Origin of the sequence: Candidatus Methanoperedens nitratireducens (genome assembly GCF_000685155.1) — an archaeon.
GTDB lineage: Archaea > Halobacteriota > Methanosarcinia > Methanosarcinales > Methanoperedenaceae > Methanoperedens > Methanoperedens nitratireducens.
This window is the reverse complement of sequence record NZ_JMIY01000001.1, coordinates 416,414-437,447: the sequence shown is the minus strand read 5'-3', so window position 1 is coordinate 437,447 and position 21,034 is coordinate 416,414. Positions and strand designations below refer to the sequence as shown.

General features: G+C 46.3%; 20 protein-coding genes. 9 read left to right on the top strand and 11 right to left on the bottom strand.

Translation table 11 applies throughout. The annotated features are described in order from the left end of the window. Positions 1 to 3: 3 nt before the first annotated feature. The 7 genes from ANME2D_RS02250 to ANME2D_RS02220 form a co-directional block, all read right to left on the bottom strand. Positions 4 to 1,836, bottom strand: a complete 1,833-nt coding sequence (locus ANME2D_RS02250) for an ABC transporter ATP-binding protein (protein WP_048088812.1) — start codon at positions 1,834 to 1,836, stop codon at positions 4 to 6. Continuing rightward, on the bottom strand, positions 1,837 to 3,006 hold the full coding sequence (locus ANME2D_RS02245) for a glycosyltransferase family 4 protein (protein WP_048088810.1): 1,170 nt from the start codon (positions 3,004 to 3,006) through the stop codon (positions 1,837 to 1,839). Beyond that, positions 3,006 to 4,235 carry a glycosyltransferase family 4 protein gene (locus ANME2D_RS02240; protein ID WP_048088808.1) on the bottom strand — a complete coding sequence of 410 codons (1,230 nt, stop codon included), beginning with the start codon at positions 4,233 to 4,235 and terminating at the stop codon, positions 3,006 to 3,008. The genes ANME2D_RS02245 and ANME2D_RS02240 overlap by 1 nt, the downstream gene beginning before the upstream one ends. Next, positions 4,225 to 5,460: a glycosyltransferase family protein gene (locus tag ANME2D_RS02235; RefSeq protein WP_048088806.1), complete on the bottom strand. Its 1,236-nt coding sequence runs from the start codon at positions 5,458 to 5,460 to the stop codon at positions 4,225 to 4,227. The genes ANME2D_RS02240 and ANME2D_RS02235 overlap by 11 nt, the downstream gene beginning before the upstream one ends. Positions 5,461 to 5,691: 231 nt before the next feature. Beyond that, entirely contained in the window at positions 5,692 to 7,740 is a 2,049-nt protein-coding gene (locus tag ANME2D_RS02230; protein WP_048088803.1) for a sodium-translocating pyrophosphatase, read from the bottom strand. 183 nt (positions 7,741 to 7,923) lie between these two features. Further along, the gene (locus ANME2D_RS02225; protein ID WP_048088797.1) at positions 7,924 to 8,307 is read right to left on the bottom strand and encodes a type II toxin-antitoxin system VapC family toxin; all 384 of its coding nucleotides are present in this window, start codon (positions 8,305 to 8,307) and stop codon (positions 7,924 to 7,926) included. Beyond that, complete coding sequence (locus ANME2D_RS02220) at positions 8,304 to 8,522, bottom strand: antitoxin VapB family protein (protein WP_048088795.1); 219 nt, start codon at positions 8,520 to 8,522, stop codon at positions 8,304 to 8,306. The genes ANME2D_RS02225 and ANME2D_RS02220 overlap by 4 nt, the downstream gene beginning before the upstream one ends. Before the next feature lie 234 nt (positions 8,523 to 8,756). Here ANME2D_RS02220 and ANME2D_RS02215 point away from each other — a divergent pair, with 234 nt between their 5' ends. The 5 genes from ANME2D_RS02215 to carA all read left to right on the top strand — a co-directional run bounded on the left by ANME2D_RS02215 (position 8,757) and on the right by carA (position 13,611). Beyond that, complete coding sequence (locus tag ANME2D_RS02215; RefSeq protein ID WP_048088793.1) at positions 8,757 to 10,007, top strand: ABC transporter permease; 1,251 nt, start codon at positions 8,757 to 8,759, stop codon at positions 10,005 to 10,007. Between the two features lies 1 nt (position 10,008). Further along, the gene (locus ANME2D_RS02210) at positions 10,009 to 11,058 is read left to right on the top strand and encodes an ABC transporter permease (RefSeq protein ID WP_048088791.1); all 1,050 of its coding nucleotides are present in this window, start codon (positions 10,009 to 10,011) and stop codon (positions 11,056 to 11,058) included. Position 11,059: 1 nt separating this feature from the next. Then, positions 11,060 to 11,716, top strand: coding sequence for an ABC transporter ATP-binding protein (locus ANME2D_RS02205; RefSeq protein WP_048088789.1), 657 nt, complete (start codon positions 11,060 to 11,062; stop codon positions 11,714 to 11,716). A 52-nt stretch (positions 11,717 to 11,768) separates the two neighbouring features. Next, the gene (locus ANME2D_RS02200; RefSeq protein WP_048088787.1) at positions 11,769 to 12,425 is read left to right on the top strand and encodes a metal-dependent transcriptional regulator; all 657 of its coding nucleotides are present in this window, start codon (positions 11,769 to 11,771) and stop codon (positions 12,423 to 12,425) included. A gap of 91 nt (positions 12,426 to 12,516) precedes the next feature. Further along, positions 12,517 to 13,611 carry a glutamine-hydrolyzing carbamoyl-phosphate synthase small subunit gene (carA, locus tag ANME2D_RS02195; protein WP_048088786.1) on the top strand — a complete coding sequence of 365 codons (1,095 nt, stop codon included), beginning with the start codon at positions 12,517 to 12,519 and terminating at the stop codon, positions 13,609 to 13,611. On the opposite strand, the gene ANME2D_RS02190 is transcribed toward carA, so the two are convergent. The 3 genes from ANME2D_RS02190 to ANME2D_RS02185 all read right to left on the bottom strand — a co-directional run bounded on the left by ANME2D_RS02190 (position 13,608) and on the right by ANME2D_RS02185 (position 15,945). After that, positions 13,608 to 14,096, bottom strand: coding sequence for a chorismate--pyruvate lyase family protein (locus ANME2D_RS02190; RefSeq protein ID WP_320408797.1), 489 nt, complete (start codon positions 14,094 to 14,096; stop codon positions 13,608 to 13,610). The genes carA and ANME2D_RS02190 overlap by 4 nt on opposite strands. Positions 14,097 to 14,107: 11 nt before the next feature. Further along, on the bottom strand, positions 14,108 to 14,419 hold the full coding sequence (locus ANME2D_RS17235) for a DUF5611 family protein (protein WP_081810116.1): 312 nt from the start codon (positions 14,417 to 14,419) through the stop codon (positions 14,108 to 14,110). An 83-nt stretch (positions 14,420 to 14,502) separates the two neighbouring features. Beyond that, positions 14,503 to 15,945: a hypothetical protein gene (locus ANME2D_RS02185; RefSeq protein WP_048088784.1), complete on the bottom strand. Its 1,443-nt coding sequence runs from the start codon at positions 15,943 to 15,945 to the stop codon at positions 14,503 to 14,505. A 306-nt stretch (positions 15,946 to 16,251) separates the two neighbouring features. Between ANME2D_RS02185 and ANME2D_RS02180 the strand changes: the two genes are divergently transcribed. The 4 genes from ANME2D_RS02180 (at position 16,252) to ANME2D_RS02165 (ending at position 19,697) form a co-directional block, all read left to right on the top strand. Next, complete coding sequence (locus tag ANME2D_RS02180; protein WP_157833904.1) at positions 16,252 to 17,754, top strand: esterase/lipase family protein; 1,503 nt, start codon at positions 16,252 to 16,254, stop codon at positions 17,752 to 17,754. Positions 17,755 to 17,818: 64 nt separating this feature from the next. Continuing rightward, positions 17,819 to 18,979 (top strand): M4 family metallopeptidase, encoded by a 1,161-nt coding sequence (locus tag ANME2D_RS02175; protein WP_198527331.1) that lies wholly within the window; start codon positions 17,819 to 17,821, stop codon positions 18,977 to 18,979. A gap of 32 nt (positions 18,980 to 19,011) precedes the next feature. Continuing rightward, a complete protein-coding gene (locus ANME2D_RS02170; protein WP_048088781.1) occupies positions 19,012 to 19,308 on the top strand; it encodes a protealysin inhibitor emfourin in 297 nt (98 codons plus the stop codon). A gap of 98 nt (positions 19,309 to 19,406) precedes the next feature. Continuing rightward, a complete protein-coding gene (locus ANME2D_RS02165) occupies positions 19,407 to 19,697 on the top strand; it encodes a hypothetical protein (RefSeq protein WP_157833903.1) in 291 nt (96 codons plus the stop codon). Between the two features lie 46 nt (positions 19,698 to 19,743). Here ANME2D_RS02165 and ANME2D_RS02160 read toward each other — a convergent pair whose 3' ends face one another. Next, complete coding sequence (locus ANME2D_RS02160; RefSeq protein ID WP_052368517.1) at positions 19,744 to 20,916, bottom strand: S8 family peptidase; 1,173 nt, start codon at positions 20,914 to 20,916, stop codon at positions 19,744 to 19,746. Positions 20,917 to 21,034 lie beyond the last annotated feature (118 nt).

The window sequence follows — 21,034 nt, the reverse complement described above, 5'->3', positions numbered from 1 at the left end:
GGTCTATCCCCTGTGGGCGGTATACTCATGCAAGGCTGACTGCAGGCGGTACAGTGTGCTGTACCGACCACTGGCTTTCATCAATTCCTCATGCGTTCCGCACTCAATCACCCGCCCGTTCTCAAGATAGAGTATCAGATCAGCGCTTGAAGCGAACTCCATATCATGGGTAAGGAGAAAAGTGGTGCTGCCATGAGCGAGACGTTCAAGGGCCTGGATCACTGCTCTCTGGTTCTCCCTGTCCAGACTGCTGGTTGGCTCATCCAGGATCAGGATGGGAGCTTTTCGTATGGCTGCCCTTGCGATCGCGATTCTCTGTCGCTGTCCGCTGGATAAGGTTACACCGCGCTCACCCAGGATAGTATCGTATCCCTGCGGCAGAGCCCCGATGAACTCATGGGCATTGGCAAGACGGGCTGCAGCCTCGATCTCCCCTGGTGTAGCATCGGGCGCACCGTAGGCGATATTGTCCCTTATGCTCGCAGCGAACAGGATATTATCCTGCAATACCACACTGATCTGCTGGCGGAGGGATGCAACTGTATATTTGCGGATATCGCGTCCATCGATCATGATCCTCCCCTGCATCGGATCATAAAGACGCAGGATCAGGCTGATGAGCGTGGATTTACCCGCGCCAGATGGACCGACCAGAGCAATGTATTGACCGGGATGCACCTCAAAGCTGATATCCTCAAGCACAGGCTGGCCTGGCTCATAGGCGAAACTTACACCCTCAAACCGTATCCCTCCTCGAAGAGCAGGTGCAGGTACAGCATCTGGCAGGTCGCGAACTTCAGGCTCTATCTCCAGGAGGTCGACCACCCGCTCACACGCGGCTGTGGCCTTTGCCAGCCGGCCCGTGTACTTGGCAGTGTCCCGTATTGGTCTGAAGGCACTTTTGAGATAGAAAAGGAAAACCAGAAGGTCACCTGGAGTAAAAATATTGTCAAGCACTAATGTCGCCCCATACCATAACACCATTGCAGTAGCGAACGCTATCAGTATGTCTACTGTACGCTCAAGGCTGGCCTGAAGACGCTTGGCCTTAACCCCCACCTTCAGATCTTTGTTGCTCTGGTCAGAAAAAACCTGGGTGAAATTTGCATCAAGTGAGAGTGCCTGGACAACCTTTATCGCTCCAAATGATTCTGCTGCTGTGGCTGCCATTGCTCCCTCACGCTTGCGCTGCTTTCTGGCAACATGCTGGATGTTCCGACTGATGCGAATAGTGGAGAGCCAGAATAGAGGAAAGATCATCATAGCCAGAAGAGCAAGCTCCCAGTTCAGCCAGAACATCACTGCCACCATGCCTGCCAGGATGAGAAAGTTCGCCAGAAGTGGCAGGATTGCCGTAACAGTGACCTCTTTGAGTATGCCAACATCGTCAATGACACGTATGATCAGGTCGCCACTCCTTGATCTGTTATGGAAAGAGAGTGATACGAACTGCAGGTGGCGGAAAAGGTCGTTTCGTACTTTTGTGAGAACACGGTTGCCGATCAGGGCGAACCCGACCGTATTGCTGTAGGCAGCAATCGCCCGCAGTCCGGCGATCGTGACCACTGCGAACGCAGAGAAGGTGAGCAGGGTCATCGGATCCATATTATCAATTATGGAGATGCCGGATAAGCCGCCTGAAGGTGCGGTGGTGATTACGCGATCGAAGATGAACTTAAGAGGCCAGGGCTCAAGCAGACGCAGACCTACCTCGATAAAGAGAGCCAGCATTGAACCTGAGATAAGGGTGCGCTGTGTACGGATATACGGCCAGAAACGCACAATGAACCGCCTGATACCAGGTAAACTCTGTTCTAATGTTTGCGGCCGCGCCATTTAGCTCACCTTAACTGGCTCTATACCGCCCAGATGAAGGATGCGCTTAGCAACCGCCTCCCATGTATGGTCGTGAAGTACAGTCTCTCTGGCTGCTCTTCCGAGACTGGAGCGCAGCATGGGCTCACATCTCAATCGGTTGAGTGCAGCAGACAGTGCGACAGCATCGCCCGGCTGATAGAGAAGACCGTTGGTCCCATCCTGGATCAGTTCTGCCACCTGTCCTATACGGCTGGCCACAACCGGCAGACCGGCTGCCATGTATTCATAGATCTTCAATGGTGAGAAATAGAAATCGGGATAATCCGGATATGGTGCAACAGCAGCATCCATGGAAGCCAGAAGACCCGGTACCTCATCCGGATCAACCGAGCCTGTCAGGTGAACCGTTTCAGATAGACCGCGTGCGGACAGATCCTCAACCAGATCAGGCAGCCCCGGTCCATCGCCCACTATGAGCAGCCGGGTGTCCTGGTTACTCCTGTGGAGTAATGAGTATGCCTCGATAAGAAGCGGAAGGCCATGCCAGGGCTTCAGTGTGCCAACAAAGCCAATTGTGAACATATCAGAAGGGCATGAGGGTTTGATATTATCAGGGAAGCGAGAAGGATCTACTGCATTGGGCACAACATGCACACGCGCTCCAACGATAGGAAAGCGCTCAAGGTATGCTGCAATCTCCCTGGATACAGCGATTAAGACCCCTGCAGCCCCGAAGGCCCGCCTGGCTACCCGCTCAGCACAGGCCCGGTCAGACAGTCCTCGGTGTTGAACCTGTTCCTCAATCAGGGGTGAATTTACCTCAAGAAGCCCGGATATCCCCATATCACGGGCATACTCCATGCCTGCAAAGCTCCATAGCGAGTAGCGTTCATAGACCATATCAAATGGACCCTCTCGCTCAAGCAGGTCCATCAGGTCGTGATTCGCTGCAAGGGTAGCACGCTCCATGGCAGAGCGGTCGCTTTTCTGTGGCCTGTGAACTGGAAGCCTGTGGATGCAGACACTCTCCAATCCAGAAGGCGTTTTATCATCGAGGCGGGAAGCAAACAGCTCAACCCTGGCACCCTGTCCCATGAGAGCACGAATTACCTCCTGTACATGGATTGAACTGCCCTTTCGGCCGAATACCGGTACGCCCGTATCCGCACAGATATATGCGATCCGCATCAGTCTACCTTCTGAGCGATCCTGATCTGTCTGGTAGACTGGAAGATATCACGTATAAAGGCTGAATTGATGTTGATATCAAACTTTGCCTCGATCAGTTGCCTTGCCTTTGCTGCAAGCTGTACGCGCAGTGCTGGATCGGATAGCAGGCGCTCTAATGCCGCCGCAAGTTCAGCAGGATTATGCTGGGATACCATTAATCCGGTCTTCCCATCGTACAGCACCTCAGGAATACCGGTCACGTCTGTCGAAACACAGGGAGTGCCCAACGCCATTGCCTCAAGAAGTACGGTCGGCAGTCCGTCGCGGTCTGCATCTCTTCCTATGATGCAGGGCGCTGCAAACACAGCAGCATCCTGAACAGCCTCAATTAGTTCATCTCTTGGGAGTAATCCCGCAAGCTCAATATATGACTGAAGCCCAAGACGTTCTATTTGAGCACTAAGTTCAGCCTCAAGCGGTCCTGTACCGATGATATGGCAACCGAAGGCGCAGCCCCTGTCAGCAAGGATTGCACAGGCCTCTATCAGGTCATTAAAACCTTTCTTCTCAACAAGTCTGCCAACCGATATGATCCGCATTTTACGCCGATCTGGCGCTTTATAAGGAAATCTATCAATATCAAGCCCATTATAAACGCGCTGTACATGTTGTGCCGAAGGGCCGTAGATCGCGTGAAGATATTTCAGGTTGTAGTCACTCACCGTGATCACGGCTGAGGCATCGTTGAGTTTGCGCTGCATGTTTTCTGGATTGACGTTCTCGTGAAAGATGTCCTTGGCATGAGCGGTGAATGTATAAGGAATTCCCGCAAATCGAGCTGCAAGCCTTGTCACCGACGTGGCCACACTGGCGAAGTGCGCATGAAGATGGCAGATACCTCTCAGGCGCACCTCGCGTGCAAGTAATGCAGCCTGGTAGATATCAAGGACTGCCTCATCCTGTGCAGTTCTGAGTGCAGTCCATATATCAGGAGTGGCCCTGCCGGCCCCGGAAAGTTCTGCCCAGAAATCAGAGGACTTTGGAACTGCCGCGGGAATATAGTTTACAGGCGCTTTAACCCTGGCGATCGCATCCTGGAAATGCGTATCATTTATAGGCCGGAGAGCAAAGATCTCGATCTCCAATCCTGCGGCTTCATGGGCAAGTATCTCATTTACAATAAAGGTCTCTGAGTATCGGGGATACCTCTTAAGCACATAGCCAACTCGCATGGTCTCACCCGGCATGCTGGATCACCTCACACAGCAGGAAGGGAATACGCTCAAGCCCGTTCAGATCAATTCGGTCGCAGTTCCCCATTGGTGGCAGGTCACATGCCATCCATTCTGCCAGCGCCTCCGGGCTGAGCTCATCGGGATGAAGCACATCGATAAGACCCAGGTCGCGCATACACTCTGCACGGATCATCTGCTCAATACGGGGTCTCACCCTGGGCACGATGAGCGCACGCTTTTTGAAGGAGAGTACCTCGCACATGGTGTTGTAGCCCCCCATCGCTATAATCCTGTCTGCACGGTCTATAAGCAGGGCAGGCTCATTGATAAAATCGAGCACACGTAAGCGGGGATTGTTGGCAGCCTGGAAGCGCAGGTGCTGCCTGACCTCATGAGACATAAATGGGCCTGTCAGGATTATCCCGCTGGTTGCGGGAGGCAGATCTGCATGAGCAAATGCTTCGGCAAGGTGAGTCCCATCCTGACCCCCGCCCACAAGACACAGGATGAGTCTATCAGGAGGCAGACCGGCAAGGGGATCAATACCCTCTGATAATTTTAACCTCATGCGCTGGTCAAAATAACCCGTATAGCGCACTTTTGAAGCAATATCAGGAGAGAGGCGATACTCATGCACCAGATCGTAAACCGCTGGATCGCCATACACCCAGATCGCATCATAATATTCCCGAATGGCATCCTCGTTGCACTCGTTTGACCATTCACTCTGAACTGTTGCTGGATCATCCAGCACATCCCGCAGACCGAGCACACAGCGGGTGCGCCCGGTGGAACGCAGGGATTTAAGTGCTGGATCGAGTTCACTATGTGCACCTCGCGGTACTTTATCCACGATCAATACATCTGGCTCAAATGCTTCAAGTGCACTGTGGATTGCATTACTGCGCAGTGTAATGAGCTCCTGGAGTGAAATATCAAGGCAGCGCGATTTATACTCACCATTAGTTTCTTTTAACAGGGCAGGCAGACTCAAGCAATCAACTCCGGGCGGCATTGTAAAGGTATTCACCTCATACGCCCCGTTGATCATAAGTATGACCGGATGTAAAGGAGACTGAGCAAGCGCATGGGCAATCAGCAGATTGCGGCGCATGTGACCAAGTCCCATGGTATCATGGGAATACAGCGCAATCCGCAATCTCTGTGAGCGGGTATCACTATACTGTACACCTTCATGGGGCGATACCCATACATATGTGTTTAAACATGAGACCATAGATTACCACCTGCATCATTATTATCATGATTATTATAGTAGTATTACCATATATTTTAGCATCTATATATGGGTTACGGACATTATTAATAATGAACAATAGATCTGTAAAAGTAAGTGAAGATTATAGTATTTTATCAAAAGTCTGAGATACAGGAAAACACGGATACGAAATCTGTACGCATCCGTATTATCCGTGCGATCCGTGTCCTATCGTCTTTACAGAGCCTGTTATAGAATCAATGCAGCAATCAGTATTGCTACAATATTCATCACTTTTATGAGAGGATTGATTGCCGGGCCTGCTGTGTCCTTTGTTGGATCGCCTACTGTGTCGCCCACAACTGCTGCTGCATGTGTCGGGTTAGGTCTGCCATCAGGTAATCTCTTCCCGCCAAGGTTGCCTGACTCAATATATTTCTTGGCATTATCCCATGCTGCCCCTCCTGTTGTCATCATGAGTGCCAGGAGCAGGCCTGAGATAATTACACCGATCAGCAAACCTCCCAGTGCTATCGGACCGAAGATATAACCAACAAATACAGGAGAGAGCACTGCAAGAAGCCCGGGTACTACCATCTCTTTCTGGGCTGCTATCGTAACGATATCCACGCAGCGCCCGTAATCAGGCTTTGCCTTTCCTTCCATGATTCCCGGGATCTCCTTGAACTGGCGCCTGATCTCTGAGACTATTGTGGATGCCGCCCTGCCGACTGCCCCCATAAGGAAGCTTGCAAACAGGAAAGGAATCATACCTCCTATGAATAATCCAATTAAGACAAGCGGATCTGACAGCACAAGCAACAACGGCGGTAGTTCCTGCTCTGCAAGCAGCCTGTTTACCTCGCTGCTGTATGCTGCATAAAGTGCAAGAGCCCCAAGTGCTGCGGAGCCTATAGCATAACCCTTTGTAACCGCTTTTGTGGTGTTCCCGACCGCATCGAGCGGATCGGTGATATCCCTTACTTCCTTTGGCATCTCTGCCATCTCAGCGATGCCCCCTGCATTATCTGTTATCGGGCCGTAAGAGTCTATGGAGATTATAATGCCTGTAACAGACAGCATGGCTGCTGCAGCTATGGCAATACCGTAAAGTCCCAGAATGGGGTCTGTTGCGCCGCCCATAACATAATATGAGATCAATACTCCTGCACTGATGACCAGTACAGGTAAAGCTGTACTGCGCAACCCGACCGAAAGTCCGGTAATGATATTCGTTCCAGGACCTGTGACTGAGGCATTGGCAATTTCCTTTACTGGACTGTGGGATAGCGAGGTATAGTAATCAGTGATCATTATCATTGCTGCGGTGACGCCAAGGCCCACAAGTGCGCTTATGAAAAGGCCAATATTCCCATCCATCATGACCTGTGTGATTATGTAGAACAGGATAGCAGAGATTCCTCCTGCCACGATAGCGCCTTTGTACATTGCACCCATTATGTTGCCTGATTTTCCGAGCTTTACAAAGAATATCCCTATTATGGATGCGAAGATCGCTGCAGCGCCAAGTACCAGGGGGTATGCGACAGCATTAGGAAAGACGCTCAGAACTGTCACACCGATCAGCATAGCACCAAGCACTGTTACGACATAGGTCTCGAAAAGATCTGCTGCCATTCCAGCACAATCGCCCACGTTATCCCCCACATTATCAGCAATGACGCCGGGGTTGCGTGGATCATCCTCAGGTATTCCAGCTTCGACTTTTCCTACGAGGTCTGTACCTACGTCAGCAGCCTTAGTATATATGCCGCCGCCAACCCTTGCAAACAGGCTGATGAGCGATGCTCCGAACCCGAACCCTATGATCTTTTCAACAGCTTCTACATCCCCGCCGAATGCAATGAACAGTCCGCTCACACCCAGGAGCGCAAGGCTTGCAACAGATATCCCTGTGACCGCTCCACCCCTGAATGCCACGCTCAGTGCTTTCTGCAGGCCCTCTTTTGCGGCATTGGCGCAGCGGACATTGCTGCGAACAGAGATGCTCATACCGAGATAACCTGCTGCTGCTGACAGAACTGCACCCAGAATAAATCCGATAGCAATCTCCACACTGATTGCCAATGCAAGCAGAATTGCAAGTATTACCGCGATAACTGCCACTGTCCTGTACTGCCTGTTCAAATAAGCCATGGCACCTTCCTGTATGGCAGATGCAATTGCTTTCATCCTTTCGCTTCCAGCATCCAGTTTGAGAATATACAAAACAAGATAACCTGCGAATGCTAGACCTATAATGCCCGCAAGTGGGGCCGAGTACAACAACGAATTCATATTTTTTCTCCTATGATTATTCCATGATTGCTCCGCTCACTTGGTAGTGAATATATATATTATTTACCTTTGAAATTGGTAAATAAGGGCATATAGTAGCTTCTCATACCCGGATCGCCCTTCATGCCTGCTGCTGGAGTCGCTTCACTGTATTATTTGAAAATTTGGAGTTATTGGATGGACTCAGTACTTTAAGATATCCAATCCGGTTATCTTGGATATTTCTATAAAATCCTTATCATTTGAGGCTATCTTATCTATTCCGTTTGTTATAGCAATCCCTGCTATCATAACATCAAGAGCGTTCACAACTTTTCCCGTGGTCAAAAGACTTGCCATTATTTCACTTGATTTTTCTGCAGCCCTTATATCAAAATCAAACACCTTGATTTCGGAGAAAAATCTCCTAAAAAATTTCTCCTCGTTTTTAGCTTTTTTATGTTTTGCCCCTGAGATTATTTCATGGAATGTTATAACAGTAGTTGCAACATCAGAGTTTACAAGATCAAGGGTTTTATTTCTACCCTTAAAAAAATCAATGAGAAAGCTTGTATCAAGAATTATCATACTCTCGACCTTGCAGATGATCTTATTTTCATATAATCATCCTCTATCTCATCCAGTGCTTTACTATCTTTCAAAGCTCCAAAATAATCCCTCAGGTTTGATTTTTTTTTCTTTGCAAGCTCTCCTATTACATCGCTAAAACTTTCATTCTCTCTTTTTAAGCTCTTGAGAATGTTATATATATCATCCCTTATAGATATTGTCTTTGTACCCATAATATTCTGTGTATACATACACAGGTATATAGATTATGTTATAAAGGAGCATGTGAAGGACAGATTAGTGAGCCTTGCAGATTAAGATACAGGATACGGGGCTAAATCTGATAGGCTTCAAGTATCCTATTCACCTTACTTTATATACAGGTCTATTAAAAACCATCAGGAATTCCTAATTAATATATTCGGACTACCGAAACATTTAAGTTAAAAGTAATATATTGATTGACTATGTTTTTCCACCTTCTCTTCTCTGCTATTCAAAGAAGAAAGCTAAGGATAGCCCTGGCAGTTCTGGCCGTGGTTATGGGAGCGTCCATAGCCTCGACCTTATTTACGGTATCATTTGATATCAATGATAAGATGGGAAAGGAGCTGAAGAGCTACGGTGCAAACATTCTTTTAATGCCATCATCAGAGGGGGAATTCATACAGGAGAGCGAACTTTATAAAATGAAGACCATCTTCTGGAGGCATAATATAGTGGGATACTCTCCATACCTCAGTGACACGGTGAAGATAAAAGATGAGGAAATAGTGCTGAGCGGCACATACTTCGATGAGGAGATTTGGCTGCCTGAACTCAAAAAAACATTTATCGGGAACAGGAAGGCAGAAGAGAGCGCGACAGGCTTTAGAACCGGGGTAAAGAAGATAGCGCCCTGGTGGAATATAGAGGGAGAATGGCCCGAACCTGGAGAGGCTCTGGCAGGCATAAGTGCAGCAGAGAAGATGGGCATAAAGAAGGGGGATATATTCAGGGCAGAATATGGAGATAATAATGCAACCTATAAGGTATCAGGCATACTCTCCACAGGCGGGGATGAGGATGACCGGGTGATAGTCTCCCTGGGGGAGGCGCAGGGACTGTTTGAAAGGCAGGGCATGGTGGATCGCGTGGTGGTAAGCGCATTGACCAAACCTGAGCCCCGGGAAAATATAGATCCCTCTCTTCTTCCGCCAGAGGAATATGAGGTCTGGTACTGTACTCCGTACATCTCTTCTATCATGTTCCAGATCGAAGAGGCAATACCAGATGCAAGCGCAAAGCCAATACGTCAGGTGGCGGATAACGAGGGAAAATTACTTAAAAAATTTGAATTACTGATGTTTTTGATCACGGGAATAGCCATGATCTCGGCCTCTCTGGGCGTGAGTGCGGCTATGACAACCTCTATCTTCGAGAGAAGAAAAGAGATCGGTTTGATGAAGGCAATAGGCGCAGATAGTGTTCAGATCTCCCAGTTATTCTTTGCAGAGGCGGTTGTTATCGGCATCATAGGCGGGGCAATCGGGATTCTCATTGGTTTTGTGCTCTCAAGAATGGTGGGTCTGTGGGTATTCGGGGCAAGCATAAGCCCATCCCTCATGCCTGCACTGATCTCAGAGGCACTTGCGATTGTATTTGCCCTTCTTGGCAGTCTGCTGCCTGTGAAAAGGGCGGCAGAAGTAGAGCCATCGATCATACTCAGGAGTGATTGAATTGTTCATCCGTCTTGTAATGAGATCCCTCTGGGTAAGAAAAGAGCGGTTTTTGATAGCTATGGTTGCAGTAATGCTCAGCGCTGCTATGGTGGCTTCACTGCTGACCATCTCCTTTGATATAAAAGAGAGGATGGGAAAAGAGTTGCGTAGCTACGGAGCCAACCTTGTTGTCCTGCCAGGCGAAGGGGAATACATCGAAAAATTCGACGCCTCGCATAGCTCTATCATAGATTCTGTCCCCTTCCTTTATTTCAAGTCTGATATTAGCTCAAAAAAGATCGAGTTTGCGGGCACTGATCTTGAGGCTGCAAAAAGAATGAACCCCTGGTGGCATATCGAAGGCACGCTTCCTGATCAGGACGAGGTCATGATCGGAATTAATGCTGCAAACAGGCTCGGGCTTAAAACGGATGACACCCTCAGAATTCAGGGGAATTCCTTTCGGGTCTCAGGTATCCTGGACACAGGCACATCTGATGATGACAGGGTATTCATGCATCTTGCTACAGCTTCGAAGATCTCAGGTAAAAGCGGGGCAACATCTGTACAGGTAAGCGTTCTTGGGGATATCGATGAGGTTTCAGAATACCTTGAGAGTAATAACTACAAAGTAAAGAAGATACGGCAGGTAGCAGAGAGTGAGAAAGTACTCCTTGGCAAAACCCAGCTTTTAATGTCCCTTGTGGCGCTCTTTGTCCTGTCATCCGCGTTCCTCGGCCTGATGAGCACTATGATAACAGGCGTGCTTGAGAGAAGCCGAGAGATAGGGCTTATGAAAGCCCTGGGCTGCACAGATAGAAGGATAGCATCCATATTCCTCACCGAGGCAGGGATAGTGGGAACTGCAGGCGGTATTCTCGGGTTCCTTGCCGGGCTTGCACTTGCCCAGTTCATAGGAATAAGGATATTCAATATCCCTGTATCAGTTAAGCCAGAGGTATTTCTACTCACCATCCTGACATCGATACTTATCGCATTTATTGGAAGCATCCTGCCTGTACGCAGGGCACTATCGATAGATCCGGTTATAACACTAAGAGGCGAATAAGATGATCATAGCTAAAGATCTTGTTAAGAAATACGATACCACCTGTGCGCTAAAAGGGGCCAGTTTCACTATTGACAGAGGAGAATGGGCAAACATAATGGGACCTTCAGGGAGCGGAAAGACCACGCTTTTGAACCTGATAGGGTGCCTTGATACACCGACAGGTGGCTCTTTGCTTGTGAACGGTACTGAGACCGCTTTTCTCAATCAGAAAGAGAGGACAAGGTTTCGGAGGGAGAACATTGGACTGGTTTTCCAGCAGTTCCACATGATTCCCCATCTCACCGCGCTTGAGAATGTGATGATAGCGCAGTACTTCCACAGCATAGAGGATGAGGAAGAGGCAAAAGAGGCGCTTTTGCGCGTGGGCATGGAGCACAGGCTGGATCACCTGCCGTCCCAGCTCTCAGGCGGGGAACAGCAGCGCGTATGTATAGCCCGAGCACTTATCAACCAGCCCAAGATAATACTTGCTGATGAGCCAACAGGCAACCTTGATAAAAAGAACGAGGAAGCGGTTCTTGAGATCTTCAGGGAACTCCACAGAGAGGGGAGGACGATAGTGATAGTAACCCACAACCCCGAGATAGGTGAGATAGGGAACAAGGTCATACAGATGTCCCACGGTGAGGTTACCTGTATAACAGAGCTAAAGTAGATTAGCAAAACTTAATTATCCTAAGGCCACATTTTTAATTATACAGGCAGATATGGCAAAAAAATCACCCAGAATAGAGGAGTATCTTGAGTGTATATACAAGCTGCATGAGATGCAGGAACCTGCCACCACTTCCAGGATAGCAGAGCGCCTGGAGCTGAGTCCATCATCAGTTTCAGAGATGCTAAAACAGCTCGAACAGAGGGGACTTGTGAGATATGCAGATCGGGGAGTGGTATTAACAGAAGAGGGCGAACTTGAAGCCAAGAGGGTGATAAGAAAGCACAGGCTCTCTGAGCGGCTTCTTACGGATATCCTGGGTTTCGGGTGGGATGAGGTACATGATGAGGCATGCAGGCTTGAGCACGATATCAGCAATAAGATGGAAGAGAAAATCGCAGAGAAGCTGGGTGATCCCAGGACGTGCCCTCATGGTTATCCCATACCTGATATCCACGGAAAGATAGCCCGCGGTGATACAGTGCAGTTATCAGAACTGAAAGCGGGTGAGGCTGGTGTTATTGAAAGTGTCTCTGAGGAGAACCCGCAGATGCTGCAGTATATAGGCAGCCTTGGGTTATATCCTGATGCAGAGGTTGAGGTAAAAAGCATCGCTCCATTCGGGGGACCGATTCTGGTCAGGGTGGCAGATAAAGAGAGATCGCTTGGAAAAGAGCTGGCAGAGAAGATACTGGTGAGGAAGAGATAGGATTTAACTGTGATTTTTATAATCAGGTAAATTGCCGTCTTCAACTTTAGGATAGTAACATATTTACCCTGCCCCTACGTTTTAAGCACGCATGAAAGCGGTACTTGGTCTTGAGGATGGAACGTTCGTTAAAGGAAAGGGCATGGGAGTAGAGGGCATTGTTCAGGGCGAGCTTGTTTTCACAACCCAGTACACGGGATACGAGGAGGCCCTGACAGACCCGTCATACAGAGGCCAGATACTGATGTTCACCTACCCGCTTATCGGTAACTACGGCATAAGCGGTGAGACATTCCAATCCGATGGTATGCAGGCAGAAGGACTGGTTGTGAGAGAGGCCTGCGGCCGCCCATCCCACCACAGATCCCGGCGCTCCATATGCGAGTTCCTAAGAGATGAGGGCAAATCAGGTATAATGGGGATCGACACACGCATGCTTACAATAAAAACAAGAGAGCGCGGCACCATGAAGGCTGCCATCATCGTCGGAGATGATAGCGGTGAGGAAGCGGTCAGGCTTGCAAGAGAACAGCCTGATATCGGAAATCTGGACCTTATAGGGAAAGTCACCTGTAAGCAGCAGTATCAGGTAAAAGGGGATAAAGACGGCGGCAGCATAGTCCTCATGGATTTTGGTGTGAAGAGGAATATCATTAAAAGCCTGAACATGAGAGGATTGAATGTTACCGTAGTCCCTGCCACAGCATCGGTGAGAGATATTTTGAATTACGAGCCAGATGCCCTGCTCCTGTCAAACGGTCCGGGTGACCCTCAGCAGGCCATAAACGGCATATCGGTCGTAAAAGAGCTTGCAGGGCAGCTCCCTATATTCGGTATATGCCTTGGCCACCAGATCATTTCACTTGCCCTCGGAGGGAATACATACAAGATGAAATTCGGGCATCGCGGTGCCAACCAGCCTGTAAAAGACCTCAAAAGAGGAATCGTGCATATTACATCACAGAACCACGGCTATGCAGTGGATAAGAGCAGCATTGATGAAAAAGAAGTAATTATAACTCAGATCAATGCCAATGATACGACAGTTGAGGGACTGGAGCATAAATACCTGGATATAGTATCAGTGCAGTATCATCCTGAAGCACATCCAGGGCCTCTTGATACAGAGAAGATGTTCTTTGAAAGGGTTGTTGAGAGGACTAAAAATAACACAACTGTTCTTTAGATATTCCATCGATCATCGATCGGGAAGCATTCATTTATCCACATTAGTATATTATTTTGGTGTATAATCCTGTATTCCCTTGAAATAACAGGGAGTTCTCCAAAAAATTCTGAGCGGATTATTTGCATATTAAGTATATCCCTTCTGGTCTCAAGCTTGTGCTCACGTAAAATCCTGCCTATCGGGATATCAGCCCTCATGAGATCGTCCCTTACTGCCTGCGGCATTCTTTTAATAGCCGCCAGTGACTTTGCCAGCACATACACTGTGCCGTTGGCGCTCAGGGTTACAAGCCTGCTGTTAACATCATCCCCAGGTTCTATCTCCAGAAGCTCTGCCATATCGGATGTGGCTTTTACCACACGTTGATCAAGAGTTACGACTTTTACTGCCTTTCCGGTAAGTAGCTCAAGCAGCAGCGTGATCGAACCATCAGTGCCTGCGCATATTCGAAGACAGGTGGGAATATCAGGTCTTTTAAGCACATCCCACAAATTCAAACCTCTTGCACTTCTTTTTTGGCCCTTGCAAGGCGTTCTTTGGCAGTGTAGCCTGTTGCCTCTTCAAGAAAGTCCCTGTAGCGTTTATTTGTATCAAGAATAGCTTCATCCCGGGCTTCCTTATTGGATTCTGTATCAACATATAGCTTCTTTTTATCAACCCAGACTGTTAACCTCTTAAAGGCACCGTAGCTCAGTGTGTATTTACCACTTTCTTCTTTTAATTCAGCAGAAAAATTCCTCTCCAGTACCTCACGGACTCGCGCAATATCCTGTGAAGATCCTCGTTTAAACGAATACTCCTGAATAATATCACCTGTGTATTATAGGATTTACATAAGATTAAAAGATTGCTCATGATATCCATGAGCAGCTCTATAAGATTGCTGCTTTAGTGTATCTGTATGACAACCTCACAGAGATTATCTCCATGAGACAGCAATTTTCTAATTTCTAATCCTGCCCTGTTCCCGAATGCATAATTAAGCGCGCCTTTGAATGCCTCTCTTGCTGTATGGCAGATATATGTATCGAACTTATTCCCTTCTGTAGCAATATTACATTTCCTTACAGTGTACAGCAGGTTATTCCCTTCCAATTTCCATTCGCTTTCTACATGGATTCTGGAATTAATTGTTTCAAAAGCATGTTTGAAAGTCTCCAGATTCCAGCTCTTGATGCCGTTTTCTCTTTCATACTCCTGCATCAGGGATCTACCGATTTTTCTGCCCAGCACGGTCAGTGAAAGGGGTATATCTGGAATATCCTTAAACCCTTTTAGAAAAGTCAAGAACATTATTAATTCCTGATCCACTTTGCTGTTGCTTGTTTTCAAATTATCTACTATTTCATTGATTTTTATACCCACATCAGGCCTGTGTGTCAGTACGATTATATTGGCTGTTGACTTTGCATCATATAAATGACCGTTAGCCTCCAGAAGCATTACCAGTATTTTTTTTAGTTTTTCTATTGCTTCTTTATTTCTATAATTGTGGAATAATATTATATTCTCTTTATCGATCTCTACTCTATCTGCAACCCTGGAGGTCTCATAAACCTCCTTTATCAGAAAAAGCATCTCTTTTAAGGGTATCTCCTGTATCGGTTTTTTTGCAAGCGTCTCTATCGTTATCTCTCCAAGGGGTATCTTATTGGCAAGCAGATCCTCAAAATAATTCCTGTGAAGAGTGACCATATTGTAATTACTCAAAACATGCCTGTTGATTATAGCCTTCCAGAAGTCTGGATTGCTCTTTATCGCTCTTATTACTTCATCCATCCCCCCAAAAAATGTAACCAGGCTTCTGTGTGCCTCATCTTTATTAGATCGGGATAGTTCTACTTTTATACTATCACTGAAATTAATAACACACCTTATCTTAAGCGGTGTACGCTCAAGTGAGTTTTTAACCAGATATTGAGATAGTATGCAGGCAACAAATTTTATTCTCTGAGTATCCCCTTTTATCTCTATCAATACATCAGAAGGTAACTTTTCATTATCGTATTTTAACACAAGGTCAATATTCCATCCAAGCTCACCGAACTTGTAGCTGAGATATTCCTCAAGTTTTTTCATCGAATTCATCAGTATGGGATTAATCAGTTCATCTAATACACCATCAGGAACAAGTATATCATCGGTCTCCATCAGCATCCATTTAAGCAGAGAGTTGCCTATTGCCGATGAGTTGTATGGCAATCCGGATTTACCTGCCCTGTCTATTATCTCTCTCATTGCAGCGCTGAAATTACCACTATGTCTTTCCACGTATGGTTCCATCTTTTCAACGCAGTCTTTATCAAGGGAGATATGTTTTGTAACGATCATATTTTCTAAACCTGGGTTTTACTATCCTGAATTATCTCAAACACGCCTTTGTTTTACTCTTTTTTACATTTTCCCCGTTTTATACAAAAATAACTTAATGCGGCAAAATAGAGATTTATTCTACCCCTACTGAATATGTTTCCCTTTCTAACGTAAATATCTTGCGATAACCGTGGAGTGAGCATTCTATTTACACCAATAACGACCACACCCTTTTTAAGCTTTTGAATTAGCGGATGGTCTCACTGACATAAGAAGACTTATATGCTAGATAGTATAACGTTGAGTAATGGGAGTGATGGTAATATGAATATCTTTCCAAGAGATTTTACTCATACTTTAACTGGTTTTGGTGGCGACCCGAATATGAATAAGGAACAGCATAGGAAAACTATAAAGAAAGCCCCAATAATCCTAATACATGGAAACGCTGCGCATGTAGCTCATCCGACGTTTGGTTGGGATACTATGAAACGTTTTCTAAAGGAGGAAGGGTATCAGGATTGTGAGATCTGGGCGATGGATTATTTAGGTGAAAATAGATCCTTTCCACCAGAGATGCCCACACCGGTTAGAAACCATATAGATGATGTTAGAGAGTTTATTGATGATGTTATAGACTATTTGAATGTAGAAAGAATTGATATTATCTGCCATTCTCTTGGTGGTATGATGACCTGTGCCTATATGAGAGGTTACAGGTCAGATGGTACATTCGATAATGCGAACCACAGGCTTGACAATGTCGGAACTGCCGTATTTCTTGCTACTGCCAATAATGGTCTGGGTAGGTTTTCGCCAGGGGAGTTTCAGACTGGTGGTAGTTTTGAGGTAAATTCTCATATATTCAATGGGGTTAAAGATGATAGTCCCAGAGGAACAGATGATCCAAAGCAGATGATTATTCCTGAGGAGGCAAAAACGTGTCAGCATGAAAGTGAAGAAAGTCAAGGTGTAAAGAATCCAGAGCAGATGTTTGCGGAGATGGCTGCTCTTGAGGAGAGCTGGAAAGTTACAACTGAATTGGATGTAGGTACATTACCTCCTCAAAATGTGTATGTCGCTATTACAGCGACAGGTGACTTTGTTGATAAACAAAATAAAGATACTGGCAGGTTGGAGGGTGCTCATTGTAATTTAAGATTTAATTTAGGTCCAAATATAATGGGACACTCACAAATTCTTATGCAAAGAGGGGTTTTTGATGCTTTTAAAGGGTGTTTAAATAAGCATCCGCCTGGTATTCCAGTTTCTGCATTACAGAGAATTGCTGTAAGTCCTGTTTCTATAAGGGTTACTGAGAGTGCCCCTATAAAGGTTAGCGAGATAGGTGAGATTTCCCCTAAACCTTTGTCAGTTACTGTAAATGTTACTCCGGCAGATATGGTTGTCTCTTATACTACAAAGCGTGTAACTAAAGAATATCAGGCAGGTTATATTATAGAAAATGTTGCAGAGACCTGTAGTGGTAAATTAAGAAACGGGGAAGGACTTACTCTATCTAAAGATGGGATATGGGATGTTACTTTTTCAGGTACTGGTGCGAGCGATATTAAGAGAATGTATGGTGTTTCTGTAATTAAGCCTGCAGTAGAAATAGAGACTCCTGATAGACCTAAATTTACTGATTCTCTTGAAGTTAAAGCTAAAGCTTCGAGTGGTAAATTATATTTTTCTTTTGACGGTATGCATTTTAATGAGGGAAATAGAGTAAAGATCTCCGAGACTAACACTGTATATTTTATTGCTATTGATAAAGGGAATGCTTCCGAAATTGTTTATCGATTTTATGAAAAGGAGGCAGTGTGAATTAAAAGAGCAAAAGAAACAAGGGGTATAGAGGAATGATATCTGAATTTATAGGGGGCAAAATATGTATAAAAATAATTTAGTAAAAGTATCTCCTTCTGAAGGAGTAAGAATAGCAAGAAGAACACAGATTAATAGGGCTACAGTTCAGGGTATAATCCCTCCGCATATGCTTAAGGAGCTTGCTCAGCGCGGTGATCAAAAACAGCGCGAGAGGGCTTTTCAAGCGTTAACTTTATCCGAGCGGATCCGCGAACGGCGCGAAGTGCTTGGTCCACTCGCTACTGCTGTTGCGACACCGGCTGGAGAGAAGCGCCGCACCGTCTACGATGTAAAGAATGAGTGCTGTGATCCTCATTCTCCATGCCTTCCTGGCTCTTTAGTCCGCGAAGAGGGAGATCCTTCAAAGGGTGATCCTTCTGTGGATGAAGCATATGATGGGGCAGGTGCGACCTACGATTTATATAGAGAGATATTCGAGCGTAACTCTATTGATGATAGGGGTATGCGCATAGACTCCACGGTACATTTCTGTCAAGACTACAATAACGCCTTCTTTAATGGGACGCAGATGGTGTACGGTGATGGTGATGTGGACATTTTCGAGCCCTTCACCAGGGCCATTGATGTGATCGGTCACGAGCTGACCCACGGTGTGACTCAATATGAGGCAAATCTATTATATGCATTTCAATCTGGTGCATTGAACGAGTCTATGTCTGATGTCTTTGGTTCTCTTGTGAAGCAGCGCAAACTCAACCAGACTGCAGATGAGGCAGACTGGCTGATCGGTGAAGGACTTTTCACCTCGAAAGTCAACGGCAAAGCTCTGAGATCGATGAAAGAGCCAGGGACTGCCTATGATGATCCGAAACTCGGTAGGGACCCCCAGCCAGCACATATGAGAGATGTTAAGCGTTTGCCTTTCTGGGAAGATAACGGAGGTGTGCACATAAACTCTGGTATCCCGAACCGTGCATTCTGCATTACAGCAATGGAAATCGGTGGATTTGCATGGGAGAGGGCAGGTAGAATATGGTATATCGCATTAAGAGATAGGCTCAGACGTTTTTCGAATTTCCAGGATGCTGCGAACAAGACATTCCTGGTAGCCGGAGAGTTGTTCGGGGCCGGAAGTGAAGAGCAGAAGGCTGTGAGGAAAGGGTGGACAGATGCGGGCATCAATATCACCGTTCGCGCTATGGAAGCCATCCCTGCCAGGTAGTAATAATTCAGAAAGTATGCCTGGAAGGCAATATGTTGATTAAATTGGAGCGCACAGGCGGCTTTGCAGGGCTGCGTACGGCTGTTACGCTGGATACGGATACGCTTCCTGCTGAAGAGGCACGTAAGCTACATGAGATGGTAGATTCTGCCGGTTTTTTCAACCTGCCAGCTAAGTTTCCACTGCCAGCACGAGGTGCTGATTACTTTGTATACAGACTGACAGTTGAAAAAGATGGAAGAAAGCATACAGTGGATGTGAGCGATCCAGCAGTTCCTGCAACGCTTCGACCTCTGCTTCAGTCTCTGGTGGTGTATGCGAGGAAGTAAGGTATTTAGATGGAGTATCTATTCAAGATTGGATTAACCAGCTCTACAATCTTACCAGCTTCTTCCGCTTTGTAAGAATAGACCAAAAATTTAAACTTATGGAGGCCCTATTAAACAATGGAGTGATGATGTCAAAAATTACTGAAGAACTCTCAAAGAAGATAGAAGAAGCAGAGAGAATAGATCCAAACCAGAAAATACCTGTCATAGTTACATTTGATCCTGATTTAGATATCTCGGCCATTGAGAGAGCGGGATTGCATATTAGGAATAAATTCCCTGAGATAAATGCTGTTTCAGGAACGGTTACAGCAAGTGCTGCAAAGAGGATCTCTGAAATTAAGGGTGTAAAGATCATAGAATACGATTCCAGGGTCTATGCCCTTTAATTACACTCAAAAATAGCCTTAGACAAAAAGAAAAATATGATTTAAACTATGGTAATCCTGACACAGCGGATGGCACTTCTAGCCTGAATGCTGCTTCGTCTGCATTCACCCTGCCGAAACCATACTCTTCATCACGGCCAGGTATGCCCAGGTTTTCCGCTGTAGAGGCAAGCAGCCTTCTGATAGCGACGTTTTTAGCCACATCAGATGGTGCCCATCTATGTGAAGATAACGCAAGTGTTGCAACACCAGCCACATGAGGACATGCCATGCTTGTTCCACTCAGTGTTCCGTATCTATCTCCCGGTAAAGTTGATAGAACATCTACGCCCGGAGCGCACAGCTCAACCTCAGGACCTCTACTGCTGAACTCTGCTATCACGTTGGCACTATCTATTGCAGATACAGCTATAACTGATTGATACCTCGCAGGGAAGTTTACTGGTCCTCTGTCGTTTCCGGCCGCCGCAACCAGTATTAATCCTCTGCTCCATGCCAGATTGCACATTCTCTCTAATGCTGTAGTAGGCGCCGAAGGAGCACCAAGGCTCATATTAAGTACATGCATGCCATTCCTGACACACCAGTCTATACCCGCAATTATCCAGCTAAAATTTCCTGAACCATCACTGCCGAGTACCTTTACAGCATATAGATATGCAGATGGTGCAACCCCTATAATGGTACCTGCAACATGGGTTCCATGTCCGTTAAAATCCTTTGGATCTGTTTCTGCTGGTACAAAGCTTATCCCGCCTCTGTAGTTTGGACTAAAATCTGGATGTGTATAATCTACGCCCGTGTCACAGACCGCGACCTTCATGCCCTTACCTTTAGTTATATCCCATGCTTGAGGTGCTTTTATTCTATCGATACCCCATGGAATAGTCTCAACCTCAGGCGATGGCTGACATTCTACTGCAGGCAGAGCATAACATTTTCCATCCGGTTCAACAGCAGCCACATTTGGGTCTTTTTTTAGAGCTGCAACATCATCATCCGTGAGTTTAGCTGTGACTATTGGTGCCTCGTACTCGTTTATATCGAGCGCTATGTTCTCCGCAGGTACATGAGCAGGCAATCTTAGAGCCGAAGCAGCCTCTATAACATTCACAGGCGATTTGATTGCACTCCTAAATATTTCCACCTTATCGCTTTCCTTATCCGCCCTTTCGTTCTTAGTCTTAAAAGTGACTATATATGAAACTCTCTCTACCAATTTAATAACCTCCCAAATAATAATTTCATTACGGATTTATTCTATTTATACTTTATCCTATTTTCCGCACTTTTCCACTTTGCAGCATGCTATTTTATGATTTTATTTATCGTCCAGT